General features: G+C 54.9%; 23 protein-coding genes. 5 read left to right on the top strand and 18 right to left on the bottom strand.

Features of this window, described 5'->3' with window-relative positions; all coding sequences use genetic code 11:
- Positions 1–289 precede the first annotated feature (289 nt).
- On the bottom strand, positions 290–739 hold the full coding sequence (locus tag ACWHYZ_RS09120) for an Hsp20/alpha crystallin family protein (protein ID WP_447986961.1): 450 nt from the start codon (positions 737–739) through the stop codon (positions 290–292).
- Positions 740–1060: 321 nt separating this feature from the next.
- Between ACWHYZ_RS09120 and ACWHYZ_RS09115 the strand changes: the two genes are divergently transcribed.
- On the top strand, positions 1061–1738 hold the full coding sequence (locus ACWHYZ_RS09115) for a nucleotidyltransferase domain-containing protein (RefSeq protein WP_447986960.1): 678 nt from the start codon (positions 1061–1063) through the stop codon (positions 1736–1738).
- Between the two features lie 91 nt (positions 1739–1829).
- Here ACWHYZ_RS09115 and ACWHYZ_RS09110 read toward each other — a convergent pair whose 3' ends face one another.
- Positions 1830–2189 (bottom strand): DsrE family protein, encoded by a 360-nt coding sequence (locus tag ACWHYZ_RS09110; RefSeq protein WP_447986959.1) that lies wholly within the window; start codon positions 2187–2189, stop codon positions 1830–1832.
- Between the two features lie 133 nt (positions 2190–2322).
- On the opposite strand from ACWHYZ_RS09110, the gene ACWHYZ_RS09105 reads away from it, so the two are divergent.
- On the top strand, positions 2323–2505 hold the full coding sequence (locus tag ACWHYZ_RS09105) for a hypothetical protein (RefSeq protein WP_447986958.1): 183 nt from the start codon (positions 2323–2325) through the stop codon (positions 2503–2505).
- A gap of 12 nt (positions 2506–2517) precedes the next feature.
- Here the strand turns inward: ACWHYZ_RS09105 and ACWHYZ_RS09100 are convergent, their stop codons facing one another.
- From ACWHYZ_RS09100 to recG, 9 genes are all read right to left on the bottom strand, one after another.
- Positions 2518–2958, bottom strand: coding sequence for a c-type cytochrome (locus ACWHYZ_RS09100; RefSeq protein ID WP_447986957.1), 441 nt, complete (start codon positions 2956–2958; stop codon positions 2518–2520).
- 59 nt (positions 2959–3017) lie between these two features.
- Complete coding sequence (locus tag ACWHYZ_RS09095) at positions 3018–3521, bottom strand: DUF1264 domain-containing protein (protein WP_447986956.1); 504 nt, start codon at positions 3519–3521, stop codon at positions 3018–3020.
- 201 nt (positions 3522–3722) lie between these two features.
- A complete protein-coding gene (locus tag ACWHYZ_RS09090) occupies positions 3723–4196 on the bottom strand; it encodes a response regulator (RefSeq protein WP_447986955.1) in 474 nt (157 codons plus the stop codon).
- 35 nt (positions 4197–4231) lie between these two features.
- The gene (locus ACWHYZ_RS09085) at positions 4232–4615 is read right to left on the bottom strand and encodes a response regulator (RefSeq protein WP_447986954.1); all 384 of its coding nucleotides are present in this window, start codon (positions 4613–4615) and stop codon (positions 4232–4234) included.
- Between the two features lie 460 nt (positions 4616–5075).
- Positions 5076–5705 carry a response regulator gene (locus tag ACWHYZ_RS09080; RefSeq protein ID WP_447986953.1) on the bottom strand — a complete coding sequence of 210 codons (630 nt, stop codon included), beginning with the start codon at positions 5703–5705 and terminating at the stop codon, positions 5076–5078.
- Positions 5702–10408: a PAS domain-containing sensor histidine kinase gene (locus ACWHYZ_RS09075; protein ID WP_447986952.1), complete on the bottom strand. Its 4707-nt coding sequence runs from the start codon at positions 10406–10408 to the stop codon at positions 5702–5704. The genes ACWHYZ_RS09080 and ACWHYZ_RS09075 overlap by 4 nt, the downstream gene beginning before the upstream one ends.
- A 165-nt stretch (positions 10409–10573) precedes the next feature.
- The gene (locus tag ACWHYZ_RS09070) at positions 10574–11527 is read right to left on the bottom strand and encodes a Ppx/GppA phosphatase family protein (RefSeq protein ID WP_447986951.1); all 954 of its coding nucleotides are present in this window, start codon (positions 11525–11527) and stop codon (positions 10574–10576) included.
- A gap of 86 nt (positions 11528–11613) precedes the next feature.
- Positions 11614–11943, bottom strand: coding sequence for a hypothetical protein (locus ACWHYZ_RS09065; protein ID WP_447986950.1), 330 nt, complete (start codon positions 11941–11943; stop codon positions 11614–11616).
- 69 nt (positions 11944–12012) lie between these two features.
- Positions 12013–14499, bottom strand: coding sequence for an ATP-dependent DNA helicase RecG (gene recG, locus ACWHYZ_RS09060; RefSeq protein WP_447986949.1), 2487 nt, complete (start codon positions 14497–14499; stop codon positions 12013–12015).
- A 106-nt stretch (positions 14500–14605) separates the two neighbouring features.
- Between recG and rpmB the strand changes: the two genes are divergently transcribed.
- Complete coding sequence (gene rpmB, locus ACWHYZ_RS09055; protein ID WP_447986948.1) at positions 14606–14797, top strand: 50S ribosomal protein L28; 192 nt, start codon at positions 14606–14608, stop codon at positions 14795–14797.
- A gap of 545 nt (positions 14798–15342) precedes the next feature.
- A complete protein-coding gene (locus ACWHYZ_RS09050) occupies positions 15343–15672 on the top strand; it encodes a hypothetical protein (RefSeq protein ID WP_447986947.1) in 330 nt (109 codons plus the stop codon).
- A 10-nt stretch (positions 15673–15682) separates the two neighbouring features.
- On the opposite strand, the gene ACWHYZ_RS09045 is transcribed toward ACWHYZ_RS09050, so the two are convergent.
- Together ACWHYZ_RS09045 and ACWHYZ_RS09040 are read right to left on the bottom strand one after the other, a co-directional pair.
- Positions 15683–15928 (bottom strand): hypothetical protein, encoded by a 246-nt coding sequence (locus ACWHYZ_RS09045; protein WP_447986946.1) that lies wholly within the window; start codon positions 15926–15928, stop codon positions 15683–15685.
- Positions 15929–16054: 126 nt separating this feature from the next.
- Positions 16055–16612: a Slp family lipoprotein gene (locus ACWHYZ_RS09040; RefSeq protein WP_447986945.1), complete on the bottom strand. Its 558-nt coding sequence runs from the start codon at positions 16610–16612 to the stop codon at positions 16055–16057.
- Positions 16613–16824: 212 nt separating this feature from the next.
- On the opposite strand from ACWHYZ_RS09040, the gene ACWHYZ_RS09035 reads away from it, so the two are divergent.
- Positions 16825–17316 carry a hypothetical protein gene (locus ACWHYZ_RS09035; protein WP_447986944.1) on the top strand — a complete coding sequence of 164 codons (492 nt, stop codon included), beginning with the start codon at positions 16825–16827 and terminating at the stop codon, positions 17314–17316.
- 109 nt (positions 17317–17425) lie between these two features.
- Here ACWHYZ_RS09035 and ACWHYZ_RS09030 read toward each other — a convergent pair whose 3' ends face one another.
- The 5 genes from ACWHYZ_RS09030 to ACWHYZ_RS09010 form a co-directional block, all read right to left on the bottom strand.
- Complete coding sequence (locus tag ACWHYZ_RS09030; protein ID WP_447986943.1) at positions 17426–17590, bottom strand: hypothetical protein; 165 nt, start codon at positions 17588–17590, stop codon at positions 17426–17428.
- Positions 17591–17702: 112 nt separating this feature from the next.
- Positions 17703–18896 carry an L-2-hydroxyglutarate oxidase gene (gene lhgO, locus ACWHYZ_RS09025; RefSeq protein ID WP_447986942.1) on the bottom strand — a complete coding sequence of 398 codons (1194 nt, stop codon included), beginning with the start codon at positions 18894–18896 and terminating at the stop codon, positions 17703–17705.
- Positions 18897–18994: 98 nt separating this feature from the next.
- Positions 18995–20857: an acyl-CoA dehydrogenase family protein gene (locus tag ACWHYZ_RS09020; RefSeq protein ID WP_447986941.1), complete on the bottom strand. Its 1863-nt coding sequence runs from the start codon at positions 20855–20857 to the stop codon at positions 18995–18997.
- Positions 20858–20909: 52 nt separating this feature from the next.
- Positions 20910–22088 carry a patatin-like phospholipase family protein gene (locus ACWHYZ_RS09015; protein ID WP_447986940.1) on the bottom strand — a complete coding sequence of 393 codons (1179 nt, stop codon included), beginning with the start codon at positions 22086–22088 and terminating at the stop codon, positions 20910–20912.
- Positions 22089–22113: 25 nt separating this feature from the next.
- The gene (locus tag ACWHYZ_RS09010) at positions 22114–22899 is read right to left on the bottom strand and encodes an enoyl-CoA hydratase-related protein (protein WP_447986939.1); all 786 of its coding nucleotides are present in this window, start codon (positions 22897–22899) and stop codon (positions 22114–22116) included.
- Positions 22900–22925 lie beyond the last annotated feature (26 nt).

The raw sequence follows: 22925 nt of genomic DNA, 5'->3' as shown, positions 1-22925 counted from the left end.
ATGATCAAGAGTGAATGGATGTGCTTGGGAACCGGTCGGCATCCAATGACCATGGTCTGCAGCCGTAAGCGCACCTTGCGGAATCATTGAAGAGCTACAGACAAATATTTGAGAGGGGCACATCGAAGCTGAAGCATGGGATTGGAAATACTCATCAAGGAGTTTGATTTGTCAGATACTGAAGGAGTCGGGCTATGGTCGAAGACGCCTTCACAATGAAATCGGAGCCCGCTCAAGGAGCGGGCTCCGATTACAGTTAGAAGCCTGAACAGCTGTCCTTCTGCCATCCTCATCCGACTTTGACTTCAATGGCCTTCGGCCTCGCTTTCTCGGATTTAGGCAGTCGGATGTGCAGAACGCCATCCTTAAATTCAGCTGAAACCTTCGCTTCATCCACTACATCGGGCAGTGCGAAGCTTCGCACGAAAGCGCCATACGAACGTTCCACCCGATGAAATCGCCTGCCTTCTTCTTCTCTCTCTTGCTTGCGTTCTCCCTGCAGCGTGAGCACGCCGTCCTGAAGAGTAATCTTGACGTCCTCTTTTCTGAGGCCGGGCAGTTCAGCGGTGATGTGATATTCCTGATCCCCCTCCTCGATATCCACGGTGGGTATCCAATCTGCCACCGTTAAAGTTTCCTTGCTATTCTCACGACGAGCCATTGGACGGGCAAACATTCGATTTAACCGCTCCGACATGTCTTCTAATTCCCTGACAGGATCCCAACGCATGAGATTCATACGACACCTCCTTGCTCGGTTCCCTTCACCTATGGGATAGGTAATACGCCAATAACGAGTGTCAAGAGGAGATTTCTTATATTTGGCGCCGCTGCGCAATCATCCCATTGCTCTTACAGCTTCGGCATCCTGTCGTCTTACTCGCAATCTAGAGAAGGTATATTGAAACTGCAGCAGACTGGCGATTCCAGTCCGTTTACAGCCGGACGACACATGGTTTCGGTATCGCCTCAGCGGATCACAGTAAGGTCGGCGTTGACTCTGTAGCGACGTCATATCACACTGGTGAACCTAATCGGCCCCGTTAGTCGCTCGGCAACTATGACGGATACGCTTCTCAGCACAGGCCACACCGTCTTAAAAGTCCTGGTTGGATCACATGCCCACGGCCTCGCCGGACTGGGAAGCGATAGAGATATTCGCCGTGTCTATGTGCGTCCCACTACGGAGATGTTTCGTCTTCGCTTTAAGCCGCCCGGAACTCATTGGGCGAAGTCTGGCGAAGATGAGACAGCATGGGAAGTCGGGCCATTCCTGTCATTGGCCGTTCAATGCCATCCGCTTGTGCTTGAAACGTTGGTCGCACCAACGATCGCTATTGATCGGTGGGGCGCTGAATTGCAGAAGCTGTTTCCGGCGATCTGGAGTCCACAGCAAGCCTATGATGCCTTCATCGGCTATGGCCTGAATCAGCGGACCAAGTTTTTGCAAAAGAAGGATGGGAGGCCCGCAAAATATGCGGCCACTTATATTCGTGTCCTCTATCACCTCTGCGAACTGCTCGAGACCGGCACATTTACATTGCGCATTGTCGACACGCCAATCGGCGCCGTTGTTGCCAAGTTGAAGGACGGCGCGTTTCGAACCGGTGAGGTAATCGATCTGGCCGAACACTGGACAGACCAGGCCACACGCCGACTTGCCGACTGCAATCATGAGCCTGACCTCGCTGCAGTCGACGACTTCCTGATCCGGCTGCGAAAAGCATTCTTAGGCTGAGGACATGAGGAAGGGCATTCAGCAAGCTGAGTGACCTCACCCTCGGTCCCACATGCAGACACCAAAGCGGTGGCCTTACACGGCAGCACGCTTAGAAGACGACGCTTCGGTCACGCTCGGCGAGCGCCTGGATGTAATCCGGCATGCCTTTAATCGTCGCTCCGGCAATAAGATCCCCGGCAGCGATCTGCCGAGCGACAGCGCAGGCGCCGCACACCCAAACCGGGATCCCAGCCGCCTGTACCGCCGCCACGAGCTCTTTCAGCGGCGTGAGATTCACACCGGTCACATAGTCAGCGGTTCCCTTTCGGCTCAGTGTCACAGCCTCATTCCACAACCATAGGATGACGTCATGACCTTGCTCTTTTGCCGTCTTCGCGGCCATGAAGGGAAGCGTCGCCATGGTCGAATCATCCGTACCCCGACTTCCAGAAATGATGAACGTCGCCATTGTTGCCTCCGTCTTCGATATTCAAGCCCAATCACGTCATCGTGTCAGTGAGGTCACGAAGCACCGCTGCATCCGCGAATCCCATGATCACTATTGCTTTGTTCGCATACGTAGAGCCCCTCAAAGAGTGCTGATGGGACCAGGGCAATGGGTCCAGCCCGAATACCCCGATACTTCGCCATCGCAAGAGAAAGAGAACAATCAAGAGCTAACCGTTCATGTCACGTATACGACAAATCCGGAAGATGCTCAACGCAAGGCCTCAGCGGGGGGACGTAATCAAGCGTGTCGGCAAGCCGACAAGAAACGTGTGTGATTGTTGAGCATTCTACTGGCCGGCAAGCGATCGGACGTACAGTAGCACCTGCCAGGCTTCCTCTTCTGTGAGCACCAGCGGAATGAACGGCGCCATCGCCGTCCCTTGGCTGCCGTTCTTCAAGATCCAGAAAAGTTCCCCGTCGGCTCTGGCGGCCTGCCACTCAGGATCGGTAAAATCACGAGGCAGCGGGCCCTTGAGATCAAGGCCTTTTCCCAATCCTTTGCCGTCCCGGCCATGGCAAGCCGCACAGAATCCCTTCCCATAAAAAATGGCTTTCCCTTTCCCAACGTGTACCGTTGTAGCCGGGAGTGGATTCGTGACCTCACGCATCGCGGCCAGCTGCTCCGACGGTACGCGTGGGCGGAGAATCTCCGGGTCAGTGGCCGACACTGAGCTATGCGTTCCACACACAACCGCTAGCCATACAAGGTGAATCTGCATCGTGCGCATGTTACTCGTGCACAGTGCGCTGCAGGCCCCGTGTCGGCATCCTCATCGCATCGCCCGGCCTACTCGTTCCGAGGCTTGTGTCCGACCGATTGCGGATGTCCCACTTCACCCGTCGGCGCCGGCTTTCCTTTCGGCCACAAATGAAAAATGATCCCGTCCGTTTGCGCCGCGGCCGCAGCGACTTCTTTTGCCTTATCTTCAGGTAAATCCAGCACTTGGACACGACCCGTCGCAATCTCGACTTCATGGTCATGATAGAACTGATTCCAGACGTTCAGCGGCAGTTCCCGTGCAATCGGCTTGGCGACAAAGTATTCGATGTCCGTAAGAACGGCGTTCGGATCGGTTGATTCAAACAGGAGGCATTGCAGGACTTCCGCAGAGATGCCCTTGCAGTAATGGTGGTATGGGCCGTGGACCGTACCGTCCTCGAACTTGTGAGGCGCCATGACATGAATGTTGAATCCATCGGCAGGAGACGCGTTCTTCTCTTCAGCATATGCAGAACCGACGGTCATCAGGCCGATGCTTACGGCAAAGATCACCCCTCGCTTATCTAACATAGAAGCCTCCTTGAAAGTGAATGAACGTTCTAAGCTTCAGGAATTCACGCCACGCTCTCTGGCTATGCCGTTAGAGCAGTGGATCGTCGTGGAAGATTCAAAAATGATTGAGGAGACTTGCGACTCAGGTTGATGATGATAGCAGCTATTAAAGCGATACATTGCCTTACATCGATAAGGCACTACAAAATAAGTACTTTATCAGTTTATACCATCGAGTACTTCTCTGATCTTTCGTGTAAGCGTCAAGGCCAGGAAGGGTTTCCCTAAGAAATCGCGGCCGCGGAACATACGAGCTGGTTCGGATACCACTGTTTCCGGATGGCCTGACATATACAAGACCTTCATCAATGGACGCGCTGCGCCCAGACACTTAGCCACTTCCAGCCCACTCATTCCACGCAACATGACATCCGTCAACAGTAAATGAATATCGCCCTGGAAATTGCTGCTGACTGTGAAGGCCGATGGACCGTCAGGCGCAATCAACACCCGATAGCCACGTCGCTCAAGGATCTCCCGGACCAGGTACTGAACGGGCTCCTCATCGTCCACCAAGAGAATTGTTTCCGTTCCGGTCGACACATCTTCCGTCCCTATTTGGTCGCTGTCTCTCATCGACTGAAAGACCTTAATTGTGCCTTTCTCATGTTTTTTGAAGAGCCGTCTTTGCATAGACGTCGCGATAGCCTGGACAAGAGGGCCCTAGGCTACCGTCGAACGTGGGCATCGAGCAGCGTGCCCATCACGGACCCCTGAAGCGGCGTGAGAAAAAATGATGAATCTCCCGGGCCCGCCTTAAGGCAAGAGTGTACGCGGCTCGTCGTCTCCGTGATGGTGAAAACCGGAACCTGAGGGCATTGCAATTTGATAAGCCGGAGCGCCTCCAATCCATCCGCAATCGGGAGATGACGATCCAAGACGATACGGTCGGGTTGTATGGTGGATAGTTGCTCGACTGCCTCATCGGCTTGCCGGGCAATGGCCACTTCGTATCCGTCCGAGGCCAGCCAATCTGCCAAATCCAAGCCGAATTTCGCCCCATAACTGATAATGATCACGCGCTTTCTAGCCGTTACAACATCGTGAGGCATCGCATCTCCCTTAACTAAAACTAATCGCTCGTCATATCCTGAGAATCGAAGAGTGCCGCGCTCGGCTTCTTGTAGGCAGCCGCCTATGCACGAGCGCCTTGAGACGGTTGCGCAGGATCAGCTCATCGATGATTTCTCCGCACACCAGACAGCGCAAGGCCCGACAATTGTCCTGCCCTATCCCGCTGTCTCGATCATGAAGGAGCACCGGGCACATCAGTCCCTGACAACGATCACAGCTCAGAGGCAACCCATTCATGGATCCTCCACGGCATGCTTTTAGCATTCATCCTAGGTTGAAGACCGGACACAACGACACCTGCGGAGTTGTACCGGAGCATGCCTTGGGAGGCTATCAACCGGGGTCTGAATTTATTGTCGTATGTTCCGTGGTGAGATCGTCCTGGACTCTTCTACAAACGGTCCAGGGAGGCGAAGGGGATGGGCGGATAATCGGCGGTCACACTAATCCTTCCTGCATGGCATAGCGTGTCAGTTCCGCATTGTTTTTCATGCTCATCTTTTCCAGAATGCGAGCGCGATAGGTGCTGATCGTAGTGATGCTGAGATGGATCGTTTCGGCGATTTCACTGACTGTCTTGCCGGAAGCGATCATGCACAGGACCTGGTACTCGCGATCCGAGAGGCGTTCGTGGAGTGCCTGTTCAAGGCCGCTTTTCACCGTGACCGCGAGCTTTTCACCAAGCGCGGGGCTGACATACTGCCCTCCGGCCATGACTTTCTTAATCGCACTGACCAGTTCACACGGCGCGCTGGCTTTCGTGAGATACCCGTCGGCGCCGGCTTTAAACATCCTGATGGCATATTGATCTTCTGGATGCATGCTCAAGACCAGGACGGGAAGGGAGGGATGCGCTTCCTTCAGCGCCTTAAGTCCTTCCGGCCCGGTCTGGCCCGGCATACTAATGTCCATAATCACCAAGTCCCACTTCTTACGCCGAACCAGATCCAACATTTCTTGCGCGTCCCCTGCCTCACCGATCTTCGCCGAATCCAACTCCTCCGTCAGAATCTCTTTCACTCCACGACGGAAGGACGGATGATCATCGACAATAAGGATATGCATCATGAACCCTCCACAACACGGGACGGCTGAGAACACCGAACATGAAGCGTCACAACGGTTCCGCCTTCCGGACCCCTGGCGATGGTGACGAATCCTCCGAATCGCTCTGCGCGTTCCCGCATCCCAAGAAGTCCGAATGCGTGCGGATCGTCAATCTTCTCTTCCGCAATGCCCTGCCCATTGTCGGTGACCTCGAAAATCGCCGATCCGTTTTGTGCCTCCAACCGAATCCTTACAATTGTTGCGTTGGCATGGCGGGCGACATTCGTAAGGGCCTCTTGGCAAATTCGAAACACGACCGTGGCACGTTCCGAATCGATGTCAAGAGGTTCCTCATTCACGTGTACCGTACAGGCAATACCGGTTCGACGCTGGAAATCCTGTGCCTGCCATTCAATCGCCGCTACCAATCCGAGGTCATCGAGAATCGCGGGCCGCAATTCACTTACAATCCGCTGTACTCCTCCGATAGTTGTATCGATAAATTCCTCCATTGAACGGATTTTGTCTTCGATAGGCGGTCGCTTTTCCATCCCTACAGTATTGCCGATCAAGGCTTTGAGCCGGGAAAGATCGATTTTCAGGCAGGTCAATCCCACGCCGAATTCATCGTGCAATTCACGGGCGATGCGTCCGCGTTCTTCTTCGCGAACAACCTCCAAACGACCAGATAGTGTCCGTAGGCGAGTGAGCGCCGACTGCAACTGCTCTTCGGTCTTTTTCAAATTGGTGATATCGATGTTCGAACCTGCCAAGCGGTATGGATTGCCGTCCTTATCTCGGAGACATACCCCATGCCCTAGCATCCAGCGGTACGATCCGTCCTTATGCCGCAGTCGATGTTCCAATTGGTAATGTGAGTCCTGTCCATTAATACAATAACTGTGGAGCGTGTTCAAAGCCCGTTCATGATCATCAGGGTGAAGACGAATCTCCCACTCCTCGAAACGATTTTCAATCTCGTGATCATGATATCCGAGCATCTGTTTCCATCGCGGCGAAAAATATACCTTCTGCGTGCCAATATTCCAGTCCCAGATGCCGGCCTGTGAACCTTGAATGCAAAGCGTCAGCCGCTCCTGGCTTTCCCGCAACGCCTCCTCGGCCTGCTTGCGGGCGGTAATGTTTTCCACCGTGCCTTCGTATCCAACGAAGCGACCGTCGGCATCGCGCATCGCGTGCATGCTTTCCGATGTCCAAATCACGCTACCATCCTTGCGCATCATCTGTGATTCGAATCCCGTGATGGCTCCGTGCTTATCCACCAATCGAACAAATTCCGCACGTCGAAAGGAGTCGACATAGACCTGGCGGCCTATGTCCGTCACACTGGTCATCATCTCTTCCGGAGATGCATATCCATAAATCCGCGCGAGGGCAGGATTGACCGTGAGGTAGCGACCCTCCCGAGTCGTTTGGAAAATGCCTTCCACCGCATTTTCAAAAATGCTTCGATACCGTTCCTCAGCCTGTCTATGACCTTCCTCGGCGAGTTTACGCCCCGTCACATCGACCGCGATCCCACCAAGAGAATGGTTGCCGCCCACGTCTTTCATTGGAAACGTAATCACACGCCAATACTGACGTTCCCCGGATCGGCTCACCGTAGCCACAATGACATCTAGGGTGGCATTGGATCCGAGCACCTCCTGGTCATTCGTTTGGAACTGTTCGGCCACCTCAAGGGGCCACAGCTCAGCATCCGTTTTCCCGAGCCAGCCTTCCCTCCCTACCTGCAACACACGCTCGAACTCGCGATTCACGTAGACATGACGACCTTCCCCGTCTTTGATAAAGATAAGCGCCGGATTATGATCCATAAACGCTTTGAACCGGTTTTCACTTTCCCGCAGCGCCTCCTCGGCCTGTTTCCGGCGAGTAATATCGATCCAGGCCCCGATCAGTTCCTTGGGATTATCGTAAATATCCCGCGTATAGACGGCATTGTCCAAATACCATCGATAAGATCCGTCCGCGGTCTGCCATCGATACTCGGTGGACACCGTGTCGGCGTCACGTGCTCGCGTGAGATCGTGCAGAACTCGTTCCCGATCCTCGGGATGAACCCGTGTGAGCCAGAATCTACGGTCTTCGAGGAATTTGAACGATGCAAAACCGGTCAGACGCTCGAGATTATCACTTACCCATGTTGTGACAAAGTCGCCCGGCACATTCGCGGTATAGAATGCAATGGGAAGGGAGTTTAAGATGAGTCCCTGTCTCGCTTCGCTTTGGCGCAGAGCCGCTGTGGCATGGAGGCGCTCAAGCTCAGCAGCGGCGCGCGCGGCAAACACATTCATGATGTCAACCGCTTGTTGTTCATTCTTCAATGGACCGACATCCATGACGCAGACATGCCCGATGATGTCGCCGGAACTGCTCAGCATCGCGATTCCTAAATAGCTGGTAACCGCTAGGTCGATTAAATGCTGGTCGTCCGGAAAGGCGTGCTGAACGTGCCTGGCATAATACGCCTTCCCATCGCGAAGCACGATTCCACAGGGCGTATTGGCGGTTTCATATTCGAAGGTCTTCCCCCACGTGGTTTTCTCCCAGCTGGCCAACATCCTTAACTTCGTCGTAGTTCCAGGAACAATTTCTGTCACGAACGCATAGGAGACTTCCACTGCAGCCGCCAGATGGCGAACAAAGACAGGGAAAAACTCTTCGCCCGTCACCGAGGCGGTACCTTGAACCAGAGCGCCGATCGCTTCTTCCGCCCGCTTCCGTTGTGTAATATCTCGAATGATGCCGGTAAAGAAGAATCCGGACGATGTTTGCCACGTCGCCAAACTGAATTCTATTGGAAATTCGGTCCCATCTTTCCTTAAGCCGACCGATTCAAACCGGTGTCGGATCAGACGAACGGCATCACTCGCCTCTCGAATGCCTCGTACGTGGCGCTCGCGCAATCGTTCTGGAATGATGCTAGTGAGCGGTTGATTGAGCATATCCTCCATCGCATAGCCGAACATCTGCTCGGCTCCATAATTCCAGAATACAACCACGCCGCGATGATCCAACGAGACAATGGCATCCTGCGTCGATTGCATCACCGACCGCAACTGTTCTTCGCTCTGTCGGAGTGCCTCTTCAATGACTTTCCGTTCCGTAACGTCTCGTGCCATGCCGAGGAGCCCGACGATCTGCCCTTCTTCAACGAGCGGCGTCGTCACAAGCTCTCCCACCCGGACTTCCCCATGCCGTGGACGGATATGCAACATGCAGGTGAACGGACGTGCGTTGTGCAAGACACAGTCAATCGCATCGCGTACGATCGGCAGATCACCCGGATGGACGAGGATGTCAAAAGGCTTTCCGACTAGATCGTTGCGGGACCACTGCGTCATCGTCTCGAATGCAGGATTCAGCGAAGTGATTAACCCATCATGAGACAGGGTGAAAATAGCATCAGGCGCATGGTCAATCACATTTCGAAGACGTGCTTCGGATTTCTCCAATGCGGCTTCCGCACGTTTACGCTCTGCGATATCGCGAATGGTCGCCAAGATAATCCGATTCCTCTTGGTCTTCCAGGCGGCCAAGCTCAACTCCAACGGAAAGGTGCTGCCGTCCTTTTTCCGGCCGACCGATTCAAAGGTAGTCCCGGTCGTACCCTCCATGGGGTCCGTAGCAGCCACTCGCAAGGCGCGCTCAAACGCGTCTTCACTTCCTTTGGTAAGAAGCATCGTGCACGGTTTGCCATGGCCTTCTTGGGCGGAATATCCGAACAGCACCTCCGCGGAACGGTTCCATGATTTGATGACGCCGCAATGATCGATAAACAGGGCGACATCTTTCGTGGAATGCACCACGGCGGTCAGTCTCGCTTCGCTGTCTTGCAGCGCCTCCTCCGCACGTTTCCGCTGTGCGGCATACGTGATCACCACTTCTTCATGGACCGTCAGCAACTGATCCAACGCGGCGACCTGTGCAACATAACATTCGGGTAGAGCATCGCCGTTTCCTTTCGGACCGCCTTCCTGAATAACCGGGGTGCCGTCGAACGGCAACAGCGCCAATTTTGTGCTCAGCCCCAGAGGCTTGAAAAGATCCGCCGTTTCACCGGACAGAAATACCTTTGAGAACAGGATCACTGCAAACAGATTGCCCGTAGGTAACAGGCCGCCGAACCCTAGGACAGATTTAATGCCGAACGGAATGACAAAGTCCTGCTGAGCCGGCACGAATGGACTGCCTAGTGCATGCGGCACATGAAATACGTTGAAGGTATGTTCATCCGCATCACGCAACAGGTTCGAACCGATGCGTACCGTCGTGTCCAGGTCCACGCCAAGCTGGATGAACAACTGAGAGAACATCGGAAACTGTGTAAGAAATTCAGCGCTGACCAACGGGATGGCTTTGTAGAGTTGTGAGTGGGCGATGTGATTCCATTCGAGACGCTCCCCAGCCGTCCCGGCAAGGGTCAAACACTTCGTCTCGGGCAATGCCGGTTCAGACTTGAGGATCTTTTGGACACTGGCTTGGCGATCAAGGGACAGGTCACTGTACGTCTGTGTTCTGAAACAGCGCACCAGTGCGCAGGCCGGCTTCCGCGTCTTGTCGTCAATCAGGTGTTCATACAGATATCGCACGACCCGATCGGCGACGTCCTCCATGCCCCTCACACCCGTGCCGAGTCTGCGAAGCCTTATCGAACATGCCGTCATGTCCTGAAGAGAAAAGTCGGCCAGGCTGTACATAATCGGCTCCGTGACCGGTCAAGTCTGTGAGATGTGGGACGAAAAGACGCTGCGTTTCGCCACTATCCAATATAGTACGCAGAGGTTCTGCAATCCTAACTGACAAAGTTGCCGAAGTGTAGAAAGGGGCAATGCGACTTGTCAAGAAGGTTTCCTAATCATCTTTCATGATCCGGCCTTAGAGGGTGGCATCCAGCCGTTACATGCGGCAGCGTGAAGGAGAAGTCCCTCCCGCAGACCGAGATTGCTGACCAGGCATTCAAACCTTCCGAGGCTGTCCATTACGGTACTGAGAATAATGACGCCGGAGACGATCACCTCTTCGCGCCCTAATTCCAATCCCGGCATCCCTCGCCGTTCCGCCTGCGTTCTAGACAAAAGTTCTGCCTCGAGTTGCACAATGTCGTCGAGCATCAATCGATAATTGTGGATTCGGAGATGTTCAAACCTATCTAGGCGTTGGGCCATCGCCGCCAAGGTCGTGATGGTCCCGGCAGTACCGACGCATGTCATTCGCGGCACATGCCGAAGAAGCGGTTCCATCTCAGCGGTACTGACTCGGACCATGGTTCGCAGCCCCTCCACCTCCATGGAGGTCGGCGGATCATGTTTCAGGAATCGTTCAGCGAGCCGAACGACGCCTATATCAAAGGACCGGACGACCGGAGGACATCCTGGACGATCGACGATAAATTCGGTGCTGCCTCCTCCGATGTCCAGGGCGAGCACATCCGAGGTCCCGTGCGGAAGACCCGAACGAATGCCGACCATCGTTCGACGGGCCTCCTCTTCTCCGGAAATGACCTCCACCGAAAATCCGGTGTCCCGCCACATCAGAGACAGGAACTCGTTTCGGTTGGCGGCATCCCGGACAGCGCTTGTCGCAACGGCGATTTCTCGATCCACAGGATAGGTGCTGATGATTTGACGCCAGTCCTTGAGAGTTTCTATCACCCTGGCCATGGCCGCAGGCTGCAATCTCCGATGTTCGTCCACGCCCTCACCGAGTCGCAATAACTGCCGCTCCGTACGTAATTGGGTTAACTGACCATCAGTCGAAATAGCGGCAATCAGCAAACGGCACGTCAATGTGCCGATATCGACACCGGCAAGGATCATGGCTTACTCTGTGCTATATGAGACAGATTAATGGGGAGCATTCACTTTCCTTGAGCCGGTCACGACAAACGAATCGTGGCACCCTCTTATTTCTCATCACCGCTCCGCACATCATCCATGTCGGTCATCAGCTTTGATCGTTCAGTTCTTAGCGCCAGGGCCTGCTCGATACCGCGCATCACGTCGGGATCCGTCAGAATCCGTTCCATCGGTTCACCACGTTCATGCAGATCCAGGGCGCGTTCCCCGATGTCCCCATACAGATCACTGATTCGGCTCTCCAACTTGCGGCATTCAAGCCTGAGCTGGAGCAGCTCCGTTTCCTCAAGCGCCCGGTGCGCCGCATGCACGGCTCCATAGCGTAATCTCGCTAATCCGGCCTTCAGATCATGTGTCACTCGTTGAAACAATCCCATAGAGCACCGTGATCAATCGTAGGAGCGCGATGCTGAACCATTCATCTGCTCGGCCTCAGGATCATTCCTTCAGCTGATCGCGCCCAAATCAAGTGTCTCCTTCCACCGCCGTAGCGTCGCGTCACGCAAGGCCTGAGAGGTTGGAGCCGTGAGATGTGGGTCTCGCCGAATCAATGCAAACGCCTCCGCTCGAGCCTGCTCCAGTAACACACGATCGCGGATGAGGTGCGCCGCACGAAATTCAGGTATGCCCGACTGGCGTATGCCAAAGAATTCCCCTGGACCACGGATGCGCAGATCTTCTTCGGCAATCTCGAATCCGTCTGTTGTGCGCACCAGAGCTTCCAACCGTTCCCGAGCAATCGACGGGTTGGCGCCTTCCCGCCAGCCGCCCTCCACGACAAACAGACAATACGATGCCTCTGTCCCGCGACCTATGCGGCCTCGGAGTTGATGTAACTGGGCCATGCCGAATCGGTCGGCATGCTCTATCAGCATGACTGTGGCGGTCGGCACATCAACCCCGACTTCAATCACAGTCGTTGACACCAACACCTGTATCTCGCCTGCCTTAAACGCGGCCATCGTCTGTGCTTTTTCCTCGGACTTCATCCGCCCGTGAAGCAGTCCGACGTGATACTGCGAAAAATCGAAAGCCTGTAGCCGCTCCGCCGCTTGGACGGCCGCCGCTAAATCGGTTTTCTCCGATTCTTCAATCAACGGATAGACAATATATCCTTGATGGCCGGCAGCTAGCTGATCGTGAACAATTTGGTACGCGCGCCGGCGCTGCGGTCCCGTAAAGAGCCAGGTTTGAACCGGTCTTCGACCTGGCGGCAAGGCATCAATGGTCGAGACATCCAAATCGCCGTATACGGTCATAGCCAACGTCCTAGGGATCGGAGTTGCTGTGAGGACCAGCACGTCCGGATGCAGCCCTTTTTCGAGCAAGGTCTTGCGTTGCAGCACCCCAAATTTGTGTTGCTCGTCTACGACGGCCAACCCTAATTTATTGAATTGCACGTTCTTTTGAATGACGGCATGTGTGCCGACGACGATCTGCGCCTCGCCGGTCCGAATTTGTTGCAGCACGGCAGCCTTCGCTTTGGCCGGTCCGCCGCTCTTTAATAGCACACTCCTGAGGCCGAGGTCGTGGATCAGATCACGTAGGTTGAGATAATGTTGTTCGGCTAAGATTTCGGTCGGCGCCATCAACACGGCTTGATAGCCGGAGCCACAAGCCAGCAGCATAGCGTGGAGAGCCACGATTGTTTTTCCGCAGCCCACGTCCCCCTGCACCAGACGATTCATCGGACGGGCTCTCCCCATGTCCTTTCGAATGTCTGAGAGGACACGCGCCTGAGCCGCCGTCAATTGAAAGGGAAGGCGCCTGCCAAGTTCAGCAGTCAGCGGCGTATCGACATGAAACCGGATGCCCTTCACGTCCTCCTTCATGGATCGTTGGCGCATGGCGAGCGCCAGTTCCAGCACCAGACATTCTTCGAATGCGAGGCGCTGGTGAGCCGGCGTCGTGCCACGGTCGAGCGCGAGCAGATCAGTCCCGGTCGGAGGGAAATGCACGTCGGCAAATGCGGTGTGGATCCCCGGAAGGCCATACTTACGTTCCATGCCGGCGGGCAACAGTTCTTCTACAGCTGAAAGATACTCATCCAGCACCACTTTCATCAGACTGCGGATCTGCCGAGAGGTCAGTCCCTTCCTCTCGTGATAGATCGGAACGATCCGTCCTACGTGCAGAACCGCCTCGTCTGCTTCGCCGATCACTTCGTACTGAGGGTTCTCCATTTGAAGATCCGTCCATCCGCCCCGTGCAGCCGTCACGCGGCCACTCATCATGACGCGAGCACCCGGGGTGAACATGCGTTCAAGATAGGGCTGATTAAAATACACGACCGGAAGGGTCCCCGTGTCATCTTGAATACGGACGCGGACAAGCGTCATCCTGCGCCGGTGGGTGCGCGTCACATTGCACGCGCGTATAATTCCGCAGATCGTCGATTCAATCCCAGGAGCAAGACGCTCGATCGGTGTGAGGACCGATCGATCTTCATAGCGCCAGGGCAGAAACCAGAGTGCATCTTCAACCGTAACAATGCCTAGAGGTTGGAGCAATGCGGCGCGCTTCGGCCCGACACCACGGACAAATTGCACCGGCAGATTCCAGAGCGAACCCACCCGCGACGGAGCGACGCCAGACGATGGGAGCACCTTGCCCCCACCACCGCGCAGAGGGTGGGATTTTTCGGCCGCGCTCAGGCGAGTCAGAATGCTTTTTGCAGTCGTCAAACGACGTTGCTGTTCCAGCGCATCCGATTGCTGGTTGAAATCGACGAACAATTCACGCAAGGCCAGAAGTTCTGTTTCGATGTGCGGCAGATACACATGATCGGCCAACGCTTGAACGACCTGATGCGACACAAACGGCCCGAGATTTTTTACGCTAGAGAGATGCGCGTAGGCATCGCGGCTTGCGAACGCAATGGGACCGGCCAGACGCTGCACCAGCTGGTGAAGCCTCTCCAAAGGACTTGTCATGGAGAGGCGCGCCGAAGCCATTCTGACGGAAGGCTTGTCAGACAAGAGGTGGCTATGGTAGCATGCGTCCTGTTTTCAATACAACGAATGAGAAGGAGTACAGACCGTGGCATTTGCATGTGAGATCTGTAACAAGCGGCACCAATCCGGGCACAATGTCAGCCATGCCAACAATAAGACCAAGCGCGTCTTTAGGCCCAATCTTCAAACTGTCCGAGCGTTGATTAATGGCGCCGCGAAACGTATTCGTGTGTGCACTCGCTGCCTCCGTTCCGGGATGATCAAGAAGGCCGTCTAAGGCCGCAGCCTTTTCCTCGCTTCAGATGATTTCTCGGTCCCGCCTTGCCGCTCTCATGCCATAAGGCCGTCCTTCGATAGTCGGCGTCGAAAAATTTAACAGTCTCGTCTCCGTATAAACTTTACACTCGCGGAACTTCTCCTTCGTGTTCAGAAATCTTCGTACATGCTCCTCCGTGGTGTCGGACCTGACGTAGCGCTTTATTCTCATGCTGTGACGTTTCCGCCTAGAGGTGTCGAAAAACTTTACAACCATTAACGCCTTTCGCTTTGAATACAAACGCGAGCAGCGACCGCTCTCGCTCTGGTATAAGCGCTTAAAACTTCAATTGGTTTTCAATTATCGCAAAACCCGTCTGGCGACACTCCGACGCTATCGTGCCTTGGTAGGTGTCGACAAATTTAATAGTCGCGGGCGACTTCCTTGCCTCACTGTTAGAGCGCTATGTAAAATTGCTGAATAATAAAGGCTACTTACGCAGTAACGACAAATTGGCCCAAGGATTGCGTGACGAAGGTGAGACTGAGATCGCTCTAGCATCTGTGATGAATAAATCATTGTTCGAAAGCCAAGCGCCTCATCAGCCCGTCATCGAGTACTGGGGACTGACCGCCATTTGTCGGCGGATGAACTGGAAGAATTCGCGTACTCCGGTCCGCCAAGCACTGAATCACGGCTTTCCGCTTTATCTCAAAGCTCGGACTGGCCAAACTCGCCAGTTCTATTACTCCACCGAAAAACTGATCACATCATGGGAGTGGTCGCGCTGTGAGCGAGAGATTGAGCGCCTGGTACGGAACGCACCGCTCGCGCTCGACATGCACGCGTGGCGGCCGTCGCATCAGGAACCGTCGCGCGACGTCCCGAATACGTGACGCTTCCCCTCTATCGGACGACTTCACGTCTAATCTCAACTTCCCGTAATGACTGGGTGTACGGAGCGCAGTGCGCTTTCGCTTTAGGAGGATCCTCTTCGTACCGTTGCAGACATAAACGATAGGCTCGCATCATCTCCGCTGTCTCTTCGCGAACATCCGCAGTTCCCTTCTTTACTCGATACTCTTCGTAATACTGACACCCTATCGTTCCCCAGAGCATGACCATGGTGCAGATCCCTCTCATGAATTTCATACACTCCTCCCGCGATCCGCATTCTTATTATGATACCTATGGAAGGATACCTAATCGAGGAGAAAGATGAAACACACAGAAAGGATGATGTCTTTTGACAGAACGACACGAAGTCGTGGGGATGTCTTAGAATCCGATTCCAATGCCGCCACCGCCCCCAATTCCCACGCCGGTGCCCCCGCCGATGGAGACACCGAATTGTGGTCCGGGGCGAGGTCCGTAGGCAAAGGCGTCCTGCCACACTTTCATATGCCTGACGGCAAGGACAGGATATGTATAGTCGATGTCATCAAGCCGCTGCGTTTTGGCGCCGCTTACTTCGCCGACGATGGTAACGCGCGGCCTGCCGGACAATGTGGCGGGATCCAAGAATTCCTTCTGCACCGCGAGGAATCGCCCCTGAGATTGCTGTATGTCCGTCAACGGTTCGGTGCCATCCAGAGGGAGTTGGAGGACTTCCATCGAGGTCCCATCGGGCGAGCGTTTTGCGTTCAACACCTCCCCTCCCAAGACTACGATCTTGCCGACATGAGACGTTGGAGCTGCGTGGAGTTGGTCAAACGCAAGGGAAGTGTCGATTTGACTTGCAATGGGTTCCGGGATCACATACTCGCGTGATGCACAGGAAGCCGTCAGCAGGAAAAGACACGCGCTGCATGCCGCTATGAGTGAGCGTTCATTCATACTTGTACTATAGCAGATGCAGAGACGGCGAATTGAGTCCACCTTGATTGGCGCGTCACTATCTACGGCGCAGACCTGTTGTTAACTCGCTGATGTAGATCATTTAAGTAAGACGCATGATTGCGTTATCGTAAATACGCCCGTACGATTTTATAAGTGAATATTGTTGCTATGGTCTGATCATGCCGAATGCGGCGTGGCAAGGAGGGCATATGCGAGGACGATTTGTGGCTCTGTTCACCTTCAGTATCTGTGGATCATTGGTGGCCGGTTGTAGTGGCACTCACGGCACGGACCCAGCCATGCAACCAGTCAAATCACAACTTCGGCCTGCCGTGCCTGTAGCAGTAGACCTATCACAACTGTCGAATGGTGACCATACGATCTATGCCAAGGATGGTAACCGCTTGAATGCGTCCATCCAAGACAAGGCCATTACCGGATTACGAATTATCGATAACAGTAATCGCACGGTCCCGATCCACACCATCAAGCGTCTATCGAGAGATGGCCGAACCTACATGGAGGAAGACCCTGAACGGCTCACCTCTCAGCCGACTGGAACCCTCTCCATGGCGCCACCATTTGTTCCCGGCGATTGTGGACTTATTGCAGGTGGACCAGATTCATGGTGGGTATGCGCGACGGATGGCCAAAATACAATGACACCACCGCCTCCCATGGATGCCGCGCAGTTACAATAGATATTGATCTGGGGGACGCACGACCGCTGGTGAGCTGTGGTCTGCCCCTGCATTGGAGAGGACGAGCTTCTACGCGGACGATAACGACACCTGATTCTTCGTCACGTCGCTATTTCCGGTAGACAGGCTGACGATCCACATGATGCTTGGCAATAAGTGGATCCAGCACGTTCCCGCACGTCACACACTTCAACGCCGGGTATTTCACATAGGTGCTCTCCCGATCTTCCAGCGTGACGGTAATCATTAAGCCGGCACAACGAGGACATGACATCGCCGCCTCCTTGGTGAAATGACCAGAATGGCAGCGTAGGGCAAGCGGTCACCATAAACAATTGGGCCGTGGTCTTACGACAAAAGGAGGGTGTTCCGGAGTCTTCAGAACCTTATAGCACGTCTCCGAGACTATCGACGATAGCGTTCCCTATAGGGATGGACGCCGTCGCGGCCGGCGAAGGAGCGTTACACACATGTATGGATCGCGGGCCCTGTACGAGAAGAAAATCATCCATTAACCGTCCATCATCCATGAGTGCTTGGGCTCGGACACCCGCATGCCCAGCGACAAGGTCCTCTGAAGATAGGTCGGGCACAAGCCGTTGGAGATGGCTCGCAAAAAGCGTTTTGCTCAATGAACGAAGGAGTTCCTTTCCGCCCTCAACCCAATTGCATGCCGCGAACATCCAAAATGCCCTCGACCCGAACAGTTCAGTCGAATCATGCAGATCGAAGTTGCGAAAATAACCCTCCCGCTTCAGGGTCAGCACGGCATTCGGCCCTGCCCTGACCTCTCCGTTGATGAGCTTATTAAAATGTGCACCTAAAAACGGATAGCGAGGGTTCGGAAGGGCATAGATCACCGTCTTGACGAGATGCCGTTTTTGCGGAGTCAGATGATAATATTCACCCTTGATCGGCACGATACGCATGCCGGTGTCAACCCCCATGAGTTTGGCAATGCGATCGCAGTGCAAGCCGGCACAGTTGATCAGGAACCGGCTTTGGTATGAGGCCAAAGAGCAATCGATCTGAAGCCCGAATGGCAGGACCTGTATGTACTTCACTTCCGCCCCAAGCCGCAGATCGCCGTTGCCCTTCTGGATAAGCTCGGCGAATTTTTCAGCGACCTGGCGGTAGTTCACGATGCCGGTGCTGGGCACATGCAAAGCTGCTACGCCCGCACAATGCGGCTCCAATGCTCGAAGCTCCTCTGGACAGACTTTCTTAACCTCAATGCGGTTGCGCATGGCACGCCGGTACAGCTCTTCCAGTTGAGGCAGCTCTTTCCGATCGGTTGCGACCACGACCTTCCCGCATACATCATACGGAATATCATATGTCCGGCAGAACTGCACCAGCGCGATGTTGCCATTTCTACAATAGGTGGCTTTCAGGCTTCCCGGCTCGTAATGGATGCCGGAGTGAATCTCACCGCTATTGTTCCCGGTCTGATGATGCCCCCAGCGACGCTCCTTCTCCAAGACCAGAATTTTGGCTCGGGGATGCCTTTGAGTAATCGCCCATCCGACCGAGAGACCGATGATGCCCCCACCAACTATCGCGACGTCGTATAGGGGCATGTCGTGGCTCAGGTCCTTCTGTCCGAATGCGACCGCCTACGGAAACGATGATTCATGACCATCCAGTTCCGCATTCCGTGTGGCTGCCAGCACCTCCGTCACGTCGGCAACACTTTGATGATCCCATCTTCAAGCCAGTCGGCTTTTCCTGCCATAATCTCTTTCGCAAGCCGGTAGACAGCCGTGTCATCGTTGCAACATGACACCTGCATGGCTAACAACGGCGTAGGATCAAATTCGTCTCTGATCTGTGAACAGAAATGCTCCAGTAGGCTTTTGGAGAGACTATGTTCTTTGATTTCCGGCTGCGATGCGTACCAGACCGCGGCTTCAATGGCCAAGAGGTTCATACTGGCTTTGACAAACCGTTTCATTAGGATTTGCTTTGGTACGAGCCGTTGACGATAACGTGCGGTGACCGCAAGGGTTTTTCGAGCCAGTTCCCTACTCTTCTCTGCCACAAAACGCTCCCAGCCTCCATACGGGGCAGCCGTACCGTTCTTTTCATAACCAAGCGCGTTCATGGAGCGGGAGGCAACAGTGATGAAAAACGGCGTGGCGCGAAGCATCTCTGTGAATTGGAAATTGAGGAAACCCTTGCCCTGCTGAAAGTATTCCTCAAGACCTTCCCTCCCGATCCAGAGACTCAAAATGCCATTGGTTCCCTCCCAAATTACGTTAATCAGCGAATCCCGTATCATCCGTTCTATCGGCACCGGAATTTCTCCACGCAGCCGCAATGAGTCCGGCGTTTCAAAGGCGCGTCCGCCGTATATGCGGAACAAATCAAGCAACGATTCCAGCAGCCATTCCGTTGATAAGATTTTGATGGCCGCCGACTCGAGACGAACGTCTTCCTCGGCATCGGCCCATAACCCGCTGATCTTGACGAGAGCTTCAAGCGCCAGCACCCGTGATGCCATGGCGACAAGCTTCGCGCCGATGTCGGTGTGCTCACCGATGGGGCGGTCGTACTGGACTCTCTTCTGTGCGCGGAGCCGGGCAAACCAGAGGCATTTCTTCAAGACTCCTAAACAGGCGGCGGGAAGCGTGAGCCGGCCGACCGTTAGACTTTCCAAGGCACGCCGGAGGCCCTTGCCCTCTTCTCCAAGTCGGTTGTCCACGGGCACAAACACATCGCGCAAATGCACTTCTCCATTGTAGATGCCACGAACGCCCATGAAGCGAAGGCGCCCACAACTACAACCTACAGAATTCGTCTCCACCACAAACGCGCCGAACTGCCGCTGCTCCTTCAAACGATGAACTTCATGAGGAGCTTCGACAATCTGCGCAATGACGATCAGCAGGGAAGCCAGAAAGGCATGGTCGCCGCGCGGAGCATTCGTGGTGTACAGCTTGTCGGCTGAGACACGATAGCCGACGAGTGTGCCGTTCTCTCTGACGGGAATGGCACAGGCCTTAATATCCCAGATATCACAGCCGGCATCCTTTTCAGTTAAGGCAAATCCTGAGATCTCACCGCTGGCAAGGCGTGGCAGCCATCTCTTCTTTTGTGCCGCGTCGCCCACCAGTTTGAGCGGCTCCGCCACGCCGATAGAATTATGCGCCGAGAGCAGCACGGTGCTCGAGGCATCGTGCCCCCCCAGCAGCGTGGCCACCGTGTGATATTCGGCTTGGGACAGGCCGAGACCGCCGTAGGCTTTGGGGATCTTGATCCCGAAGGCGCCAATCTGACGCAGAGCCGCGAACACATCCTCAGTAATTTCTCCTTCTTGATCGATTCGCTCGGGGTCCACCTTCTCGATCAACACCAGACGGAGTTTGTCTTCGAACTCTTGTGCGTCCTGGCTCATGGCTGACAGCGAGTAGGCGCGAAAGAGATGTTGGCGCACAACACCCTGGAAGAGGCCGGACATGAACCCTGAATAGCAAGTCGCATCTCGGGATGCTTCAGCGGCTGCCAGAGATCCCTTGAAGACTTGCTCTGCCTTCCCCATGCTCGCCTCCTTCACGGCCGGCATACCGGCCGATCAACCTCGCCCTTCGCCTTCAGAATGTCGATGACCAGCCGGCTCGGACAGGCGAACTCGCCAACGTGTGAGAGGGAGCAGGTGGCATTCCAGACAGTTGTTCGGTCCGCGTTTTCAGCCGTTCCTCTATCTTTGCCACCGAAATCGAAATGCCATGGCGAGCAAATGCCGGGCCAATTTGCGTGATGTGCTTCTTGATCGTTTGAACGACAGAAAGGTAACCGCAACGCAGTAGATGAATACGATCTCGGAAGCTCAGGAAGCTCCGTTCAAACATCAAGCTTTCGCAAGGGGTAATGACAAAGAACTTATCGGGATGTTCACGTTGGTACAGATCGAGGGCCAAGCCTAACCGGGCTTCCAGGTTGATCCGTGAGGCCACGTCCGCAATCGAGAGAAAGCCGCGATGCCGAGCGTTTACGGGGTCACGATTCGGATCCGGCATTCTTTCAGACGGCAACCCGGTCTGTGAACTGGGGTGAATGATGACCATTAAATCAGCCGCCTTCTGAGTCGCCAAATCGAAGCAAGGGATACGGCCGATTCCGGCGTCGATATACTCGCGGCCTCCAATGCGAACCGGGCAGAAATAAACAGGCGCCGCAGATGAGGCAGTAATGGCCTTCGAAATCGGCACCTCGCGCCATTCCTCCTCGCCGAAGATGACACTCTGCCCGGTGTCCAGATCAATAGCCGGGATGTAGAGCGGATGGCGCAACGCGCCAAAGGCATTGCTCAGGCCTTTCGACGCGAATGTCGCCTCTAAGTATCGGGCAAATGGGTCCAGGGTATAGAACCCGCCCGGAAGCGATTGTTGAGCCGTTTCTAACAGGTCAACGAGACCCATGTCGCGGCGATTGCTGAGATAGAGTCTCGCCACTTGACTGAATTGCCGGACGGCCCGGGGAATGCTTTTGAAGCCCTCTCCCATTGCGGGGACAAAAATATCTCGGCGCTCGAAATAATAGGGGCGCTCCCTGACTAAGTTGGCACGAAGAATCTCTTCCGGCGTCACTCCATTTGCGATCAGGGCGGCAGCGGCTGAACCGGCGCTCACACCCACGTAAAAGTCGAAATGATTGACGTTGAAGCCGTCTTCAAAGATATCATCAAGAGCCGCAAGAGCTCCGATCTCGAATAAATAACCGGTAAACCCTCCACCTGACAGCGCGAGAGCGAGTCTGGATCGTGCACTCATCTGCGCACTCCCCTCAACTTCAGTATTAGCGGTCTCTGAACTGCGGCTGTCGTTTCTCCAAAAAAGCCCCTACCCCTTCGCGCTTGTCTTCCGAGTCGCACAGATCACCAAACAACTGCGCTTCCCGGGCTAATCCCTCTCGGAGTCCAAGTTCAAGACCGTCACGAACGGAGCGAATGGCTGCACGGACGGCCAGTTGTCCTTTTGAGGCGATCCGGCGCGCTAAGCCTTGCACTTGTCTCTGTAGATCGTCTGCAGAAATGACTTGCGAGACAAGTCCCAGCGCCTTCGCTTCCGAGGCGGAGATCACATCACCCGTGAGGATCAGCTCCAGAGCTTTGGACGGACCCAGGAGGCGGGTCAGGCGCTGCGTGCCCCCGAATCCGGGAATAATCCCCAGATTGATTTCGGGCTGACCCAAACGCGCCGCTTCGGCGGCCAGGCGGATGTGGCAGCACAATGCGAGTTCCAACCCTCCCCCAAGACAGGTGCCGTTGATGGCCGCGATGACGGGTTTGTCACACGACTCAATCTTGTTCAACACGGCTTGCCCGCGGAGCGCCATCTCGTTGCCTTCACGGGACGAGGTGATCGCTGCAATTACCTTAATGTCCGCCCCTGCAATGAAGACGCGGCCGGTGCCTGTCAGGATGATCACCTTGATGCCGTCGTCCTTTGCCAGACCATCGAACGTGGCTTCAATCTGTGCAAGTATGGAAGACGTGAGTGCATTGACAGGCGGGTGATTCAGCACCAATGTGGCCACGCCGTTCTCAACGGTGCAAGACAGGTATTCGGTCGTCGTTGTCATAGGCGTCCTCCGGCCCGCAGGCCCTG

This window comes from Nitrospira sp. Nam74, from assembly GCF_965152615.1.
This window is presented reverse-complemented; position numbering and strand designations above follow the sequence as displayed.